The organism is Streptomyces sp. A18, from assembly GCF_059026065.1.
Map to the genome: position 1 here is coordinate 43,671 of NZ_JBWLKL010000036.1, position 12,677 is coordinate 56,347.

Genomic DNA, 12,677 nt, shown 5'->3' on the forward strand with positions numbered 1-12,677 from the left:
GAGTAATTCCGGCGCTGGCGGGAGCGCTCAGCTTTGTTGACCCCAGTTCTCATAGCGGTAGGCGCCGGGCGTCGTCCCGGTCCACCGCCGGAAAGCCCGATGGAAGGCCGTGTCCTCGGAGAAGCCGAGCCGTGCGGCGAGTTCGGCGATCGGTTCCGACCCCTCGGCCAGCCCCGCGATCGCCGCGTCGCGCCGCACGGCGTCCTTCAACTGCTGGTACGAGGTGGACTCCTGGGCGAGGCGGCGCCGCAGCGTCGCCGGGCTCACCGCGAGGCGCGCGGCGATCTCGCCGAGGGAGGGCAGGCGGGGAGAGGAGCGCAGCGCGCGGGTGAGGGCGCGCCGGACCTGTTCGGCGACCGTCGTCCCGTACTCGCGCCGCGACAGGAGGTCGAACGGCGCCCGGCCGAGCATCTGCTCAAGCGCCGCCTCGTCCCGGATCAGCGGGGCGGACAGCCAGTGCGCGTCGAACCCGGCGCCGGTGTGTGGCGTGCCGAAGCGGACCGGGCAGCCGAAGAGGAGCCCGTACTCGTCCTTGTGCGGGGGCGGCGGATGCCCGAACTCGGCCCAGTGGAGCGGGATGCGGCGCCCGATGAGCCAGCTGCACAGGCGGTGCCAGATGATGACGAGGCACTCGGCGAGGAAGTAGTCGTGTTCGAGGTCGTTGCGTACGGCGAAGACCGCGCGGCCCGCGTCGCGGTGCTGGAGCGTCAGGTCCGGGCCGCCCGGAAAGAGGCCGTAGAAGGTGACGCCCCGCTCCATGGCGGCGCCGAGATCGCGGCAGCCGAGGGCCGCGTGGCACATCATCGCGAAGGTGCCCGGCCTGCTGGCAGCCGAACCGAGGCCGAGGAACTCGTCGCCCGTGGCGCGGTACAACTCCCGGAAGAGGCGGGCGAACTGGACCTCCGTGATGCGGGCCCGGTCGTCGCCGAGGAGGAGCGGGGGGATCTGGGCGGTGCGGAGCAGCGGGACGGTGTCGATCCCCTGGCGCTGTGCGCCGTGCAGCATGGCGCGGACGTGGTGGACGGTGATGGTCCGGCTGGGCATGGGGTTTCCTTCCCCCGTCCCGCCCCTTCTCGAACTCGGCGGCGCCGAAAGCGGCGTTGTTGCCGCCGCGCGCTGAGCTTCCCGGCCAACCCCGCTGACGCTTCCCGTCATCCCGCGAAGCCCCGCACTGTCCCTAGCGTCGTACGCATGCAGCCGACGGAGCGTCCCGACACCCTGGCCGTCCTCACCGAGTGGGCGGCCGACCGCCACGGCAAGCTGCCCGCACTCCGGTTCAAGTCCGGAGGCGGGACGTGGGAGGAAGTCTCGTACGACCAACTGCGCGCGAGGGTGAGGGGCTTCGGCCGGGAGCTACTCGCCCTCGGCGTCCGCCCGGACGACTGCGTGGCGATCCTCGCCGAGACCCGGCCCGAGTGGACCTACGCCCACTTCGCCACCTTCGCGGCGGGCGCCGTGGTCGTCCCCGTCTACCCGACGGCGGGCGACGAGGAGGTCGAGTGGGTCATCGGCGACTCCGGTGCCTCGGTGGTGATCTGCGAGAACGCCACGCAGGCGGCGAAGATCGAACGCCTGCGGGTCCGCCTGCCCGGCGTACGGCACGTGCTGCAGATGACGGAGCTGACGGCGGAGGTGACGACGGATCGCGAGCGACGCCCCGAACTGCCGCCGACCGACGCCCTGTTGGACCGCGCCGGGGCCCGCACCCCCGCCGACCTGGCCACCATCATCTACACCTCCGGCACCACCGGCCTGCCCAAGGGCTGCCTCCTCACCCACGCCAACCTGGGCGCCGTCCAGTCCGCCACGCTCCCCCTGATCGAGGGAGGCCCCGGCGACTCCACGTACCTCTATCTCCCGCTCGCCCATCTCCTGGCCCAGCTCATCGAGTTCACGACGCTCATCCAGGGCGGCGAGCTCTGCTTCTTCGGCGGGAAGATCGAGGAGATCGTCGGTGAACTGGCCGAGGCGAGGCCCACGCATCTGCCGTCCGTGCCGCGCCTGTTCGAGAAGGTGTACTCCGTGGTCCTCTCCCTCGCGGAGTCCCAGGAGGGGGGCCGCGAACGGTTCGAGGAGGCGGTACGCATCGGGGTCCTCGCGGCGGACGGTGTCCTTCCGCCCGATCTGCAGGACGCGTACGAGGCCGCCGACAAGGCGCTCTACGACCTGGTCCGGCAGGCGCTCGGAGGGCGCGTGCGGTGGGCGCTGACCGGTGGTGCCCCCATCGCGCCGCACGTCATCGACTTCCTGCGGGCCTGCGGTATTGCGCTCTTCGAGGGGTACGGGATGACCGAGTCGGCCGGTGTCATCAGCCTGAACCATCCCGGCGCGGTCCGGTACGGCACGGTCGGCCGCCCCATCGAGGGCTGCGAGGTCCGCATGGCCGATGACGGCGAGATCCTCGCCCGGGGCGAGATGGTCTTCCCCGGCTACCACGCGGACCCGGCCGCCACCCGCGATGCCCTGGACGACGAGGGCTGGCTGCACACCGGTGATCTGGGTGCCGTCGACGCCGACGGCTACCTCACCATCACGGGCCGCAAGAAGGACCTGATCATCACCTCGGGCGGCAAGAATCTCACCCCGTCCCATTTCGAACTGTCCGTCCAGCGCTCGCGTTTCGTGTCGCGCGCGGTGATGGTGGGCGACAAGCGCCCCTACCCGGTGGCCCTGATCACTGTGGACGCGGAGGAGATCGGCGGCTGGGCGGGACGTGAGGGCGTGGAACTGACCGAGCCGCTCTCGCGCGACCCCCGCGTCCGCGCCCTCGTCCAGGAGGTGGTGGACGAGGCGAACGCGGCGGTCTCGCGCCCGGCCCGCATCCGCGGATTCGCCCTGCTGGACGAGGACTTCACGGTGGAGGGCGGGTTGCTCACACCGAGCCTGAAGGTGCGCAGGCGGGCGGTGACGGAGCGGTACGGGGAGGTGGTGGACGCGCTGTACGGGAAGGGCGAGCCAGGAGCTACGCCACCCCGGCCAGACGCAACAGCGCGGTAGTCGCCGCGGCGCCGACCACGACCACGGCGAAGGGCGCCTTCCGCCAGGCGAGCACCCCGCCGACCAGGACGCCGATGGGCCGCGCCCACCCGGCGAACCCGTACCCCTCGGTGAGCGCGCCGGTGGCGAGCAGCGCGACGAGCAGGACGGTGGCTCCGACGGTCAGCAACTCCTGGACGCGAGCGGGCAGTTCGACCCGGCCGTGCAGCAGGGGCCCGGCGAGCCGGAAGGCGTACGTTCCGGCGGCGAGGACGAGGACGCAGGCGAGGTAGGCGTTCACGAGGGGCTCCCGTGGGGGGCGGTGGTGCGGTCGGGGCTGTTGGGGCGCGCCGGACGGCCCGGCCCGCGCCGCGCCGCGAGGAGGCCGAGCAACGCAAGCAGCACCGGCACCCCGGCGGGCAGCCACGGCGCGGCGGCGACCGCGATCACGGCACCGGCGGCAGCGGCCCGACGCGTCATGCTGTCGCCGCGCAGGGCGGGAAGCACGAGGGCGAGGAGCACCGCGGGGAACGCGGCGTCGAGGCCGAAGCGGGCGGTGTCGCCGAGGGCGGATCCGGCGAGCGCGCCGCCGAGGACGCTGATGTTCCATACGGCGAACAGGCCGAGCCCGGATATCCAGAACGCGGCCTTGCGCCGCTTCTGGTCGGGCTGCGCGAGGACGAAGGCCGCCGTCTCGTCGGTGATGAGGTGCGCGCCGAGGAACCGCGCGGCCCTGGACCGGCCCAGGCTGTCGGCGACGGCCAGGCTGAACGCGGCCGTGCGGGAGTTGAGCAGCAGGCCGGTGGCCGCGGCGGCCACCGGGCCGCCGCCCGCCGCGAGAATGCCGACCGCGCTGAACTGCGCGGAGCCCGCGTACACGAGCAGCGACATCAGGACCGGCACCCAGACGGGCAGGCCGCCCGCGACGGCGATCGCGCCGAAGGAGACGCCGACGACGACGTCGGCGAGCCAGACGAGGGCGATGTCGCGCAGGACGCCGCGGGGAAGGTGGGAGAGGCGTACGAAACCGTCGTTCGTTCGCTGTGGCGGGCTGTCTGTTCGGTGTGGCGAACGCATACGTCGTAGGATGGGCGGAGTGGGCGCCGTTCGTCAAGGCGAACGATCTGTCCACTACACCGAACGACGGTTCAGAGGTGAGGGAGCGGTTACGGCATGACTGACGGCAAGGGCGACGGCACCGCCCGATCCCGCCTGCCCCGCGAATGGGTCGCGGCCGCGTTGCGCCGGGAGCGGGCCAAGGCGGGGCTCTCCCTCTCCGAGCTGGCCAAGCGCGCGGGGGTCGCGAAGTCGACGCTGTCCCAGCTGGAGGCGGCCACGGGCAACCCCGGCATCGAGACGCTGTGGGCCCTGGCGGTGGCGCTGGGCGTGCCGTTCAGCGTGCTGGTGGAGTCGCCCGCGCCCGAGGTGACGGTGATCCGGGCCGGGCAGGGCCCCACGATGCATGCCGAGCGCGCCTCGTACGCGGGGACATTGCTGTCGGCGGGGCCCGCCGGTGTGCGGCGCGACATCTACCACGGGGCGATGGGGCCGGGTTCCGCGCGGGAGTCGGACCCGCACATTCCCGGCTCGGTGGAGCATCTGATCGTCAGCACGGGCCGACTGCTGGCGGGCCCGCGAGACGAGACGGTGGAGCTGGCGGCAGGGGACTACATGTCGTACAGGGGCGACGTCCCCCACCTGTACGAGGCCTTGGAGCCGGGCACAACGTTCGTCTTGATCATGCAGCACAACTAGACGGCGCGCCCGGCCACGACGAACCCGCGGGCAGGAAGCTGGGACCGGGCCCCGCCAGGGGCGCGGGGAACGGCGCGACAAGCCACGACGGCGCAGGAGACCAGGACGCACGGCCGGGCCCCGTCAGGGGCGCGGGGAGCGGCGCGGCAAGCCACGACGGCGCAGCAGTCCAGGACGCGCGGCCGGGCCCCGTCAGGGGCGCGGGGAGCGGCGCGGCAAGCCACGACGGCGCAGGAGACCAGGACGCGCGGCCGGGCCCCGTCAGGGGTGCGGGGAACGGCGCGACAAGCCACGACGGCGCAGCAGTCAAAAGCCGGCCTACGACTTCTTCCGAGGCCCAGGGGCCAGCAACTGCTCACGCAGGGCAGTCAGTTGATGCGAGGTCTCCACCGCGCGGCCCTCGTCCAGCGTCGCCAGAGCAAGGAGCAACGCGTCAGCCACCACCAGCGCGGTGAGTGCCTCCGTGGTGATGCCGGTAGGCGTATGCGGCGCCGTCAGGACCGCGTCCACCCGCGGCCCGTACAGCTCCGCCAGCTCGTCCGTGACGAGGACGACCCGTGCCCCCACCGCCCGCGCCCGCTCTATCAGGACCGTCAGCTCGGTCAGCGCACGCCCCGGCTGGAAGATCACCACGGCGTCCCCCTGCCGCACGGCCAGCAGACGGTCGGCGAGGGTGAACCCGGTGTCCCCGAAGTAGCGGGCCCTGCGGCCGATCCTGCCGAGGGCCAACGCCAGGTGGCGCGCGGCCAGTTCGGATGCCGCCACCCCGTAGCAGTGGATCTCGGGAGCCTGGGCGAGGAAGCCCACCGCGTCCCGTAGCGCCTCGCCCGGCGTCAGGCGGCGCGCGTGCTCGATGCGTTCCTGGGCCTCGTCGAACACCTCGCCCCAGATGTCGTCCAGGTCCCGGCCCACGTGCGCGATGCGCTGCCGCAGGCGCACCTCGGGCGGCACCGCCGACGTGAAGTCCGACGTCAGCTCCCGCTTGAGCGCGGGCAGGCCCGCGTACCCCAGGCGCTGCATGGCGCGGACGACCGTCGCGTTACTGGTGCCGCTCGCCGTGCCGAGCTCCTGGGCGCTGGCGAAGAGCAGCGACTCGACGGGGGCGCTGACCACGTACTGGGCGACGGCGCGCTCGGACGTCGAGAGTGTCTCCCACTGGTCGCGCACGGCGGCCCGCAGCCGGGCGAGCCCCGCCCCGCCCGTGGTGTCGCCGGACCCCGTCTGATCCTCTGAAATTTCCATTACAGCTATTGACTCTCGTGTGATGGCCGTTACTCTCCTGGGCAACGCATTCCAGAAGGAGAGCTTCCTGTAATCGACGTTACAGGACAGTCGCCGGAAGCTCTCCGTCGCGAGGAGAACAATGGCACCCCGCACCGCCCCCGCTGCCCCTGAACGCTCCGAGAACTCCGCACGCTCCCTCCCGCTCATCGAGATATCCGGCACCCCTCTGGAGCGCGGCCACCAGTACGGCGAAGCCGTCCGCCCCCAACTGCACGCCGCTCTCGCGTACTACGAGGAGGCGTTCGGCCAGTCGTCGGGACTGACCTGGAACCAGGTCGCCACCCGCGCCGCCCGCTGGACGCAGCCCGTCCGCGACTACGCGCCCCACCTCCTGGAGGAGATGCGCGGCATCGCGGAGGGCGCGGGAGTCGCCCTCGACGACATCCTCGCCCTCAATGCCCGCGGCGAGGTCATCTACGACCGCTCCTTCGCCGACATGAAGAGCGCCGACATGAAGAGCGCCGACACGAAGAGCGCCGACGTGAAGAGCGAGGAGGAAGAGCCCGCCGAGGGCTGCACCTCCTTCGCCGCGTACGGAGAAGCCAGCGGGGACGGCCACGTCTGGGCCGGACAGAACTGGGACTGGCGGGCCGGAGTCGGCGACACCGTCGTCATGCTGCGCATCGTCCAGCCCCCGCACCCCACCCTGATCATGCAGGTCGAGGCGGGCCAGATCGGCCGCCAGGGCGCCAACTCGGCGGGCATCGCCCTCAACGCGAACGGCCTCGGCGGCCGCTTCAGCGACGCGATCGGCCTCCCCCAGACCGTCGTACGACGCAGCGTCCTGGACCAGCACTCCATCACCGACGCCCTGGAAGTCCTCTGCCGCACCCGCGCGCACATCGCGTCGAACGCCCTGCTGACCTGCCGCGAGGGCTTCGCCGTCGACCTGGAGACGACACCCGCGGGGCACGGCTGGATGTACCCCACGGACGGCCTCCTGGTGCACGGCAACCACTACCAGGCGGGCATCCCGGCCGCGATCGCCGCGAACTACCGCCCCATGTCGTCGGATTCGCTCGTCCGCGTCCCCCGCGCGGAACAGGGCCTGGGTGCCCTGCGCTCCTCCACCGGCGCCGACGAGTCCCGCAAGCTGATCAAGCAGGCCATGTCCGACCACCTGGGCCACCCCGAGTCGCTCTGCACCCACCCCGACCCGCGCAAGCCCGAGGTCAAGCACTGGTCCACGCTCGTCTCCTCCTGCGTGGACCTGACCACCGGCGACTACCACGTCACGGCGGGCACCCCCTGCGACCGCGACTACCAGCACATGCCCTGGAACCTCTACGACGGCCCGTACGGAGACAACAGATGACGCCCACCACCAGGACCCCGAAGCGGCCGGTGGTCGCCGGTATCGCCGTGGCCACGCTCCTCACCGCCGTCGGCTGCAGCGGCGCCGACACGGCCGCGACCGGCGGCAAGCCCGCCGACGCCGCGAAGCTGAAGCTGAGCGCGACGACCGCCGCGGCCAAGGGCGCGCTGGACAAGGCGAATTGGCTCCTGGAGGACGAGCCGGACTCGCTCGACCTCGACACCCAGGGGACGAGCGCGGGCCGTGTCGTCCTCACGAACGTCTGCGAGCGGCTCTACCAACTGCAGCCCGACATGACGACGAAGCCCTTCCTCGCCGAGAAGGCGGGCACGCCCGACGACAAGACCCTCGTCCTGAGCATCCGGGACGGCGTCACCTTCCACGACGGATCGAAGCTGACCGCCGACGACGTCCTGTGGTCGCTGAAGCGGCACGCCGATCCGGACATGGAGCAGGCGGATGAGTTCGGCAACGTCAAGTCCATGAAGAAGACCGGCGACCGCGAGATCACCATCCGCTTCAAGTCCCCCGACGCGCTCTTCACGAAGGCACTCGCCGGTGACGCGGGCATCGTGTGGAACAAGGAGCAAGTGGTCGCTGCCGGAAAGGACTTCGGTACGCCGGGGCAGGGCGACGCGTGCAGCGGCCCGTACGCACTGAAGGGCTGGAAGTCCGGCGACTCGATCACCATCGAGGCGTACGACGGGTACTGGGGCAAGAAGCCGCTGACCCGGCAGGTCGTCTTCCGCTGGGCCTCCGACAGCGCGCTGGTCAACGCCCTGAAGACGGGCGCCGCCGACGGTGCGTACGCCGAATCCCCGAACACCGCGTCCGCCCTGCGCACCAGCAAGGGACTCGACCAGCACTACGGCCCGTCCACGGCATCGCTGGTCCTCATCCCGACGGCCCGCGGCGGCCTGAAGGACCCGCAGATCCGCCGGGCCCTGTCCCTCGCGATCGACCGGACCGGCATCGCGAAGTCGGGCTACGGCGGCCTCGTCCAGCCGTGGGCCACCCCGGTCGGCTCGGGCGCCTGGGGATACGAGAAGCCCGAATTCGAGGCGGCCCAGAAGGAGTTGGCGGCCTCCGCGCCCGCAACGCCCACCGCCGACGACCTGGCGAAGGCCAAGGAGCTGGTGAAGGAGGCAGGCGCGCCGACCGACCCCATCGTGATCGGCACGGACAGCAGCCAGGGCCGCACGGTCGTCGCGAACGCGGTGCGCTCCGCGCTCCAGCGGATCGGCCTCAAGGGGCAGATCAAGACGGTGCCGACGGCCCAGTTCGAGGAGTTCTACAGCGATCCGGCCGCGCGGGCCGACATCGACGTGCTGGTCGGCGACTGGTACATCTCCAAGGCCGACCCCATGGGCTTCTACGACAACGGCCTCTCCGACTCCCCGAACAACTGGGTGGGCTTCAAGAACGCCACGTACGACAAGTTGGTCCATCAGGCGCTCAGCACCCTGGACGACGCGAAGCGGGCCGAGCTCGCGATCGACGTACAGAAGCGGTTCGTGGACGCGGGCGTCTGGATCTCCGTCGCACAGGTCCCGTCGGCCCTGGTCGTCAGCGACAAGCTGACGGGCCCGCCCGCGTCGCAGGCCTACCTCTACTACCCGTGGGCCGCCGAACTCGGCCTCAAGAAAGGCTAGGTGAGAGCCGTGCTCGCCCGCATATCGCGCCGCCTCGCCGGCCTCCTCGCCACCCTCTTCGCCGCCTCGTTCGTCATCTTCGCCGCCGTGTACGCGGCGCCAGGTGACCCGGCGGTCTTCCTCGCCGGCGGCCGGGACAAGCTGACCCCGGAGCGTCTGGCCCAGGTCCGCTCCCAGTACCACCTGGACGAGCCGCTGGTGATCCAGTACGGACGTTGGCTGTGGGACTGCGTCCACTTCGACCTGGGACGCTCCTTCAAGTACAGCGACCAGGTGGCGGACCTGGTGACGGCCCGCTTCCCGACCACACTCCAACTCGTCGCCTATGCCACGGTGTTGTTCGTCGTCCTGGGCGTCGGCGCCGGAATCCTGGCCGCGGTCAAGCGGTCCACGTGGGTCGACTCGGCGGTGGTCGGCGGCACGACGCTCGCGGCGTCGGTGCCTTCGTTCGTGGCGGCCATCGCGCTCGTCTCACTCTTCGGGGTACAGCTGGGGTGGTTCCCGGTCTCGGGCTCCGGAGAGGGATTCGGCGGCACGCTGCACCATCTGACGCTGCCCGCCCTGTCGTTGGCGCTCGGCGCGCTCGCCATCATCAGCCGGGTCACCCGGCAGGCGATGGCGGACGCCGCAGCGTCGGACCACGTGGAGGCGGCACGCGCATCCGGTGTGCCTGAGCGGGACATCATCCGACGGCACGTCCTGCGCAACGCGCTCGGGCCGATCATCACGATGTGCGGACTCGTCATGGCGGGCATGCTCGCGGGCACGGTGGTCGTCGAGACGGCCTTCGGCATCAGCGGCATCGGCTCGCTCCTGGTGGGCGCGATCAATACGCACGACTTCCCCGTGGCGCAGGCGGTCCTGCTGCTCATGGTCACCGGCTACATCGTCGTGACGACGCTGGTGGACGTGGTCCACCCGCTGCTCGACCCACGCGTGAAGGAGGCGCGTTCCTGATGACTGCTGAATCTCCTCCCGCCGTCGCACTGGCACCCCTGGCCGTACGCCGCCGACGCCCCGCCGGGGTGATGGTGGCCGCGGGCCTGCTCGTCCTGGTCGTGCTCGCGGCGCTGTTCGCACCGCTGCTCGCGCCCTACGCCCCCGACGCGATCGACCTCTCGGCATCCCTGGTCGGAACGTCGGGCGATCACCTCCTTGGCACCGACTCATCCGGCCAGGACCTGCTGTCACGCGCGCTGTACGGAACCCGTACGAGCCTGATCGCACCGATCCTGCTCCTCGCCGTAGCGGCCGTACTCGGCGTCACGCTCGGCGTGCTCGCCGCCTGGCGCGGGGGATGGGTGGACGCGCTGGTCTCACGGCTCACCGACGTGATGTACGCGTTCCCGGGCCTGCTGTTCACCGTCCTGATCATCGCGGTCTTCGGCGCCGGAATGACGACGTCCGTCCTGGCCCTTGGGCTGGCCTTCACCCCGACGATCGCCAAGTACGTCCGCTCACTGGCCCTTTCGGAGGCACGCAAGCCGTACGTCGACGCGTACCGGGTGCAGGGAATGGGCGGCGCGCGGATCTGCGTGGCCCACCTGGTGCCGAACCTGGGCCGAGCGATCCTCGGCTACTTGGTGGTCCTGTTCGGCGAAGCCCTCATGTCCCTCGCGACCCTCTCCTACCTGGGCTTCGGCGCCCAACCACCGTCCTCCGACTGGGGCTTGATGGTGCAGGAGGGGCAGGCGGCCGTGGTCCAGGGCGCGCTGCTCCCGGCCCTGGTTCCCGGCACGGCCATCGCCCTGGTCGTCGTGTCCTTCAACGTGGTCGGGGTCTGGGCCGCCGACCGGCTAGGGAGGCAGTGACCCATGCTCCTCGATATCGAAGACCTCACCTTGCGGGTGCCGGGCGCGGCCAGGCCGCTCCTGGACTCGGTGTCCCTCACCGTGCGGCCGGGCGAAGTAGTGGGCCTGGTGGGCGAGTCGGGCTCAGGCAAGTCGACGACGGCGAAGGCGGCACTGGGCCTCCTTCCGACCGACGCGGTGACATCGGGCTCGGTCCGCGTGAACGGCACCGAAATCCTGACCCTCACGGGCGAGGCCCTGCGGACACACCGCGCACGCACGGTGGCCATGGTCCACCAGGACCCCCGCGCCGCCCTCAACCCGGTCCGCCGCATCGGCGACTTCCTGGTGGAGAGGGGAGCGACGCGCGAGGGCGCGGTAGAACTCCTCGACGCGGTAGGCCTCTCGGACCCCGAACACCGCGTGCGCCAGCGCCCGCACGAACTGTCCGGCGGCATGCTGCAACGCGTGGTCATCGCGGGCGCGCTCGCGGCGGAGCCGAGCCTGTTGCTGGCGGACGAGGCGACCAGCGCGCTTGACGTCACCACGCAGGCCGAGATCCTGGCCCTCCTGCGCCACCTGCGCGCCACCCGGGACCTGGGCCTCCTCTTCATCACCCACGACCTGCATCTGGCGGCCGCGTACTGCGACCGCGTGTACGTCATGTACGCGGGCCGGGTGGCGGAAGAGCGCTCGGCGAAGGCCCTGTTCGACACCCCCGCACACCCCTACACACGCGGCCTTCTCTCCTGCTCGCCCACCCTGGGCGACACGACGCACACCCTCCACCCGATCCAGGGCCGCCCGCCGTCTCTCTCGGACACCTTCGCGGGCTGTCCGTTCGTGTCGAGGTGCGGGGAGTCGGAGGCGGGGTGCGAGACGTGGACTCCGCAGCAGTTGAAACTGGACGACGGCGGGACGGTGGCCTGCGCGGTCGTGGACAGGCGTTCCGCCACAACAGAGGTGACCCACTGATGCCCCAGGACCTTTTGACGGTGGACAGCCTCAGCAAGAGCTACGCGCTGCCGGGCGGCGGCCGCCACCAGGCGGCCGAGAACGTGACGTTCACGGTTCGACCCGGCGGCTCCATGGGAATCGTGGGCGAATCGGGCTCGGGCAAGACGACCGTGGCCCGCATGCTGGTGGGCCTTGCCCGCCAGGACACGGGGACGGTGAGCGTGAACGGCCGCCCGCGCGAGGCCCGTACACCCCGGAAGCGGACCGCACGCCTGGCCAGGGCCAGGGAGATCCAGATGGTCTTCCAGGACCCGTACCTCTCCCTGGACCCCCGCCTCACCTCCACCCAGTGCCTCCGCACGGCCCTGCGCTTGCACGGCAGGGACGAGGAGCTGGCGGCAGGGCTCCTGGACCGGGTGGGCCTGGGCACCCGGGAGGCCGGCGCCCGCCCCCGCGAACTCTCCGGCGGCCAGCGCCAGCGCCTGGCCATCGCGAGGGCACTGGCGGTGGACCCGCAGGTCCTGGTCCTCGACGAGGCGGTGGCGGCGCTGGACGTGTCGATCCAGGCCCAGATCCTCCAACTGCTCGGCGAGATCCGCCGGGACACCGGGGTGGCCCTGGTCTTCGTCAGCCACGACCTGGCGGTCGTCCAGCACATCACGGACGAGGTCCTGGTGATGCGCCGCGGCAAGGTGGTGGAACAGGGCCCGACGCCCCGAGTCCTGACGGCCCCCGAGGACCCGTATACGACGTTGCTCCTGGCATCGGTCCCGGGCGAGGGCTGGAACCCGTCCGACGCGATCAAGGCAAGGGCGGCACTGATGTAGCGCCCCGAAGGGGGCGCGGGGAACTGCGAGCCCAGCCACAGAGCTGTAGCGCCCCGGAAGGGGCGCGGGGAACTGCGCGCCCAGCCCCAGCGCACCCGCAGAAGAAGAGGCCACCCCCAGA

General features: G+C 71.5%; 12 protein-coding genes. 8 read left to right on the forward strand and 4 right to left on the reverse strand.

Annotated features, from left to right (window positions below):
* Positions 1-27: 27 nt before the first annotated feature.
* Entirely contained in the window at positions 28-1,044 is a 1,017-nt protein-coding gene (locus AC5P1C_RS35195; protein WP_493870047.1) for an AraC family transcriptional regulator, read from the reverse strand.
* 147 nt (positions 1,045-1,191) lie between these two features.
* On the opposite strand from AC5P1C_RS35195, the gene AC5P1C_RS35200 reads away from it, so the two are divergent.
* Positions 1,192-2,997, forward strand: coding sequence for an AMP-dependent synthetase/ligase (locus AC5P1C_RS35200; RefSeq protein WP_493870048.1), 1,806 nt, complete (start codon positions 1,192-1,194; stop codon positions 2,995-2,997).
* On the opposite strand, the gene AC5P1C_RS35205 is transcribed toward AC5P1C_RS35200, so the two are convergent.
* Positions 2,963-3,277, reverse strand: coding sequence for an AzlD domain-containing protein (locus AC5P1C_RS35205; RefSeq protein WP_493870049.1), 315 nt, complete (start codon positions 3,275-3,277; stop codon positions 2,963-2,965). The genes AC5P1C_RS35200 and AC5P1C_RS35205 overlap by 35 nt on opposite strands.
* Positions 3,274-4,053: an AzlC family ABC transporter permease gene (locus AC5P1C_RS35210; protein ID WP_493870050.1), complete on the reverse strand. Its 780-nt coding sequence runs from the start codon at positions 4,051-4,053 to the stop codon at positions 3,274-3,276. Before AC5P1C_RS35210 ends, AC5P1C_RS35205 begins: the two co-directional genes overlap by 4 nt.
* A gap of 96 nt (positions 4,054-4,149) precedes the next feature.
* Here AC5P1C_RS35210 and AC5P1C_RS35215 point away from each other — a divergent pair, with 96 nt between their 5' ends.
* The gene (locus tag AC5P1C_RS35215; protein ID WP_493870051.1) at positions 4,150-4,731 is read left to right on the forward strand and encodes a helix-turn-helix domain-containing protein; all 582 of its coding nucleotides are present in this window, start codon (positions 4,150-4,152) and stop codon (positions 4,729-4,731) included.
* A gap of 318 nt (positions 4,732-5,049) precedes the next feature.
* On the opposite strand, the gene AC5P1C_RS35220 is transcribed toward AC5P1C_RS35215, so the two are convergent.
* Entirely contained in the window at positions 5,050-5,973 is a 924-nt protein-coding gene (locus AC5P1C_RS35220; protein WP_493870052.1) for a MurR/RpiR family transcriptional regulator, read from the reverse strand.
* A 121-nt stretch (positions 5,974-6,094) separates the two neighbouring features.
* On the opposite strand from AC5P1C_RS35220, the gene AC5P1C_RS35225 reads away from it, so the two are divergent.
* Genes AC5P1C_RS35225 through AC5P1C_RS35250 form a run of 6 tightly spaced genes read left to right on the forward strand, consistent with a single transcriptional unit; the run spans position 6,095 to position 12,556 of the window.
* Positions 6,095-7,330 (forward strand): C45 family autoproteolytic acyltransferase/hydrolase, encoded by a 1,236-nt coding sequence (locus tag AC5P1C_RS35225; RefSeq protein WP_493870053.1) that lies wholly within the window; start codon positions 6,095-6,097, stop codon positions 7,328-7,330.
* Positions 7,327-8,982, forward strand: a complete 1,656-nt coding sequence (locus AC5P1C_RS35230; protein ID WP_493870054.1) for an ABC transporter substrate-binding protein — start codon at positions 7,327-7,329, stop codon at positions 8,980-8,982. Before AC5P1C_RS35225 ends, AC5P1C_RS35230 begins: the two co-directional genes overlap by 4 nt.
* Before the next feature lie 9 nt (positions 8,983-8,991).
* Entirely contained in the window at positions 8,992-9,939 is a 948-nt protein-coding gene (locus AC5P1C_RS35235) for an ABC transporter permease (RefSeq protein ID WP_493870055.1), read from the forward strand.
* Positions 9,939-10,793: an ABC transporter permease gene (locus tag AC5P1C_RS35240; RefSeq protein WP_493870056.1), complete on the forward strand. Its 855-nt coding sequence runs from the start codon at positions 9,939-9,941 to the stop codon at positions 10,791-10,793. Before AC5P1C_RS35235 ends, AC5P1C_RS35240 begins: the two co-directional genes overlap by 1 nt.
* 3 nt (positions 10,794-10,796) lie before the next feature.
* Complete coding sequence (locus AC5P1C_RS35245) at positions 10,797-11,747, forward strand: ABC transporter ATP-binding protein (RefSeq protein WP_493870057.1); 951 nt, start codon at positions 10,797-10,799, stop codon at positions 11,745-11,747.
* On the forward strand, positions 11,747-12,556 hold the full coding sequence (locus AC5P1C_RS35250; RefSeq protein ID WP_493870058.1) for an ABC transporter ATP-binding protein: 810 nt from the start codon (positions 11,747-11,749) through the stop codon (positions 12,554-12,556). The genes AC5P1C_RS35245 and AC5P1C_RS35250 overlap by 1 nt, the downstream gene beginning before the upstream one ends.
* Positions 12,557-12,677: the final 121 nt, after the last annotated feature.

Coding starts and splice junctions, on each gene's coding strand:
- AC5P1C_RS35195 (WP_493870047.1), bottom strand. CDS start 1,044: ATGCCCAGCCGGACCATCACCGTCCACCACGTCCGCGCCATGCTGCAC.
- AC5P1C_RS35200 (WP_493870048.1), top strand. CDS start 1,192: ATGCAGCCGACGGAGCGTCCCGACACCCTGGCCGTCCTCACCGAGTGG.
- AC5P1C_RS35210 (WP_493870050.1), bottom strand. CDS start 4,053: ATGCGTTCGCCACACCGAACAGACAGCCCGCCACAGCGAACGAACGAC.
- AC5P1C_RS35215 (WP_493870051.1), top strand. CDS start 4,150: ATGACTGACGGCAAGGGCGACGGCACCGCCCGATCCCGCCTGCCCCGC.
- AC5P1C_RS35220 (WP_493870052.1), bottom strand. CDS start 5,973: ATGGAAATTTCAGAGGATCAGACGGGGTCCGGCGACACCACGGGCGGG.
- AC5P1C_RS35225 (WP_493870053.1), top strand. CDS start 6,095: ATGGCACCCCGCACCGCCCCCGCTGCCCCTGAACGCTCCGAGAACTCC.
- AC5P1C_RS35230 (WP_493870054.1), top strand. CDS start 7,327: ATGACGCCCACCACCAGGACCCCGAAGCGGCCGGTGGTCGCCGGTATC.
- AC5P1C_RS35240 (WP_493870056.1), top strand. CDS start 9,939: ATGACTGCTGAATCTCCTCCCGCCGTCGCACTGGCACCCCTGGCCGTA.
- AC5P1C_RS35245 (WP_493870057.1), top strand. CDS start 10,797: ATGCTCCTCGATATCGAAGACCTCACCTTGCGGGTGCCGGGCGCGGCC.
- AC5P1C_RS35250 (WP_493870058.1), top strand. CDS start 11,747: ATGCCCCAGGACCTTTTGACGGTGGACAGCCTCAGCAAGAGCTACGCG.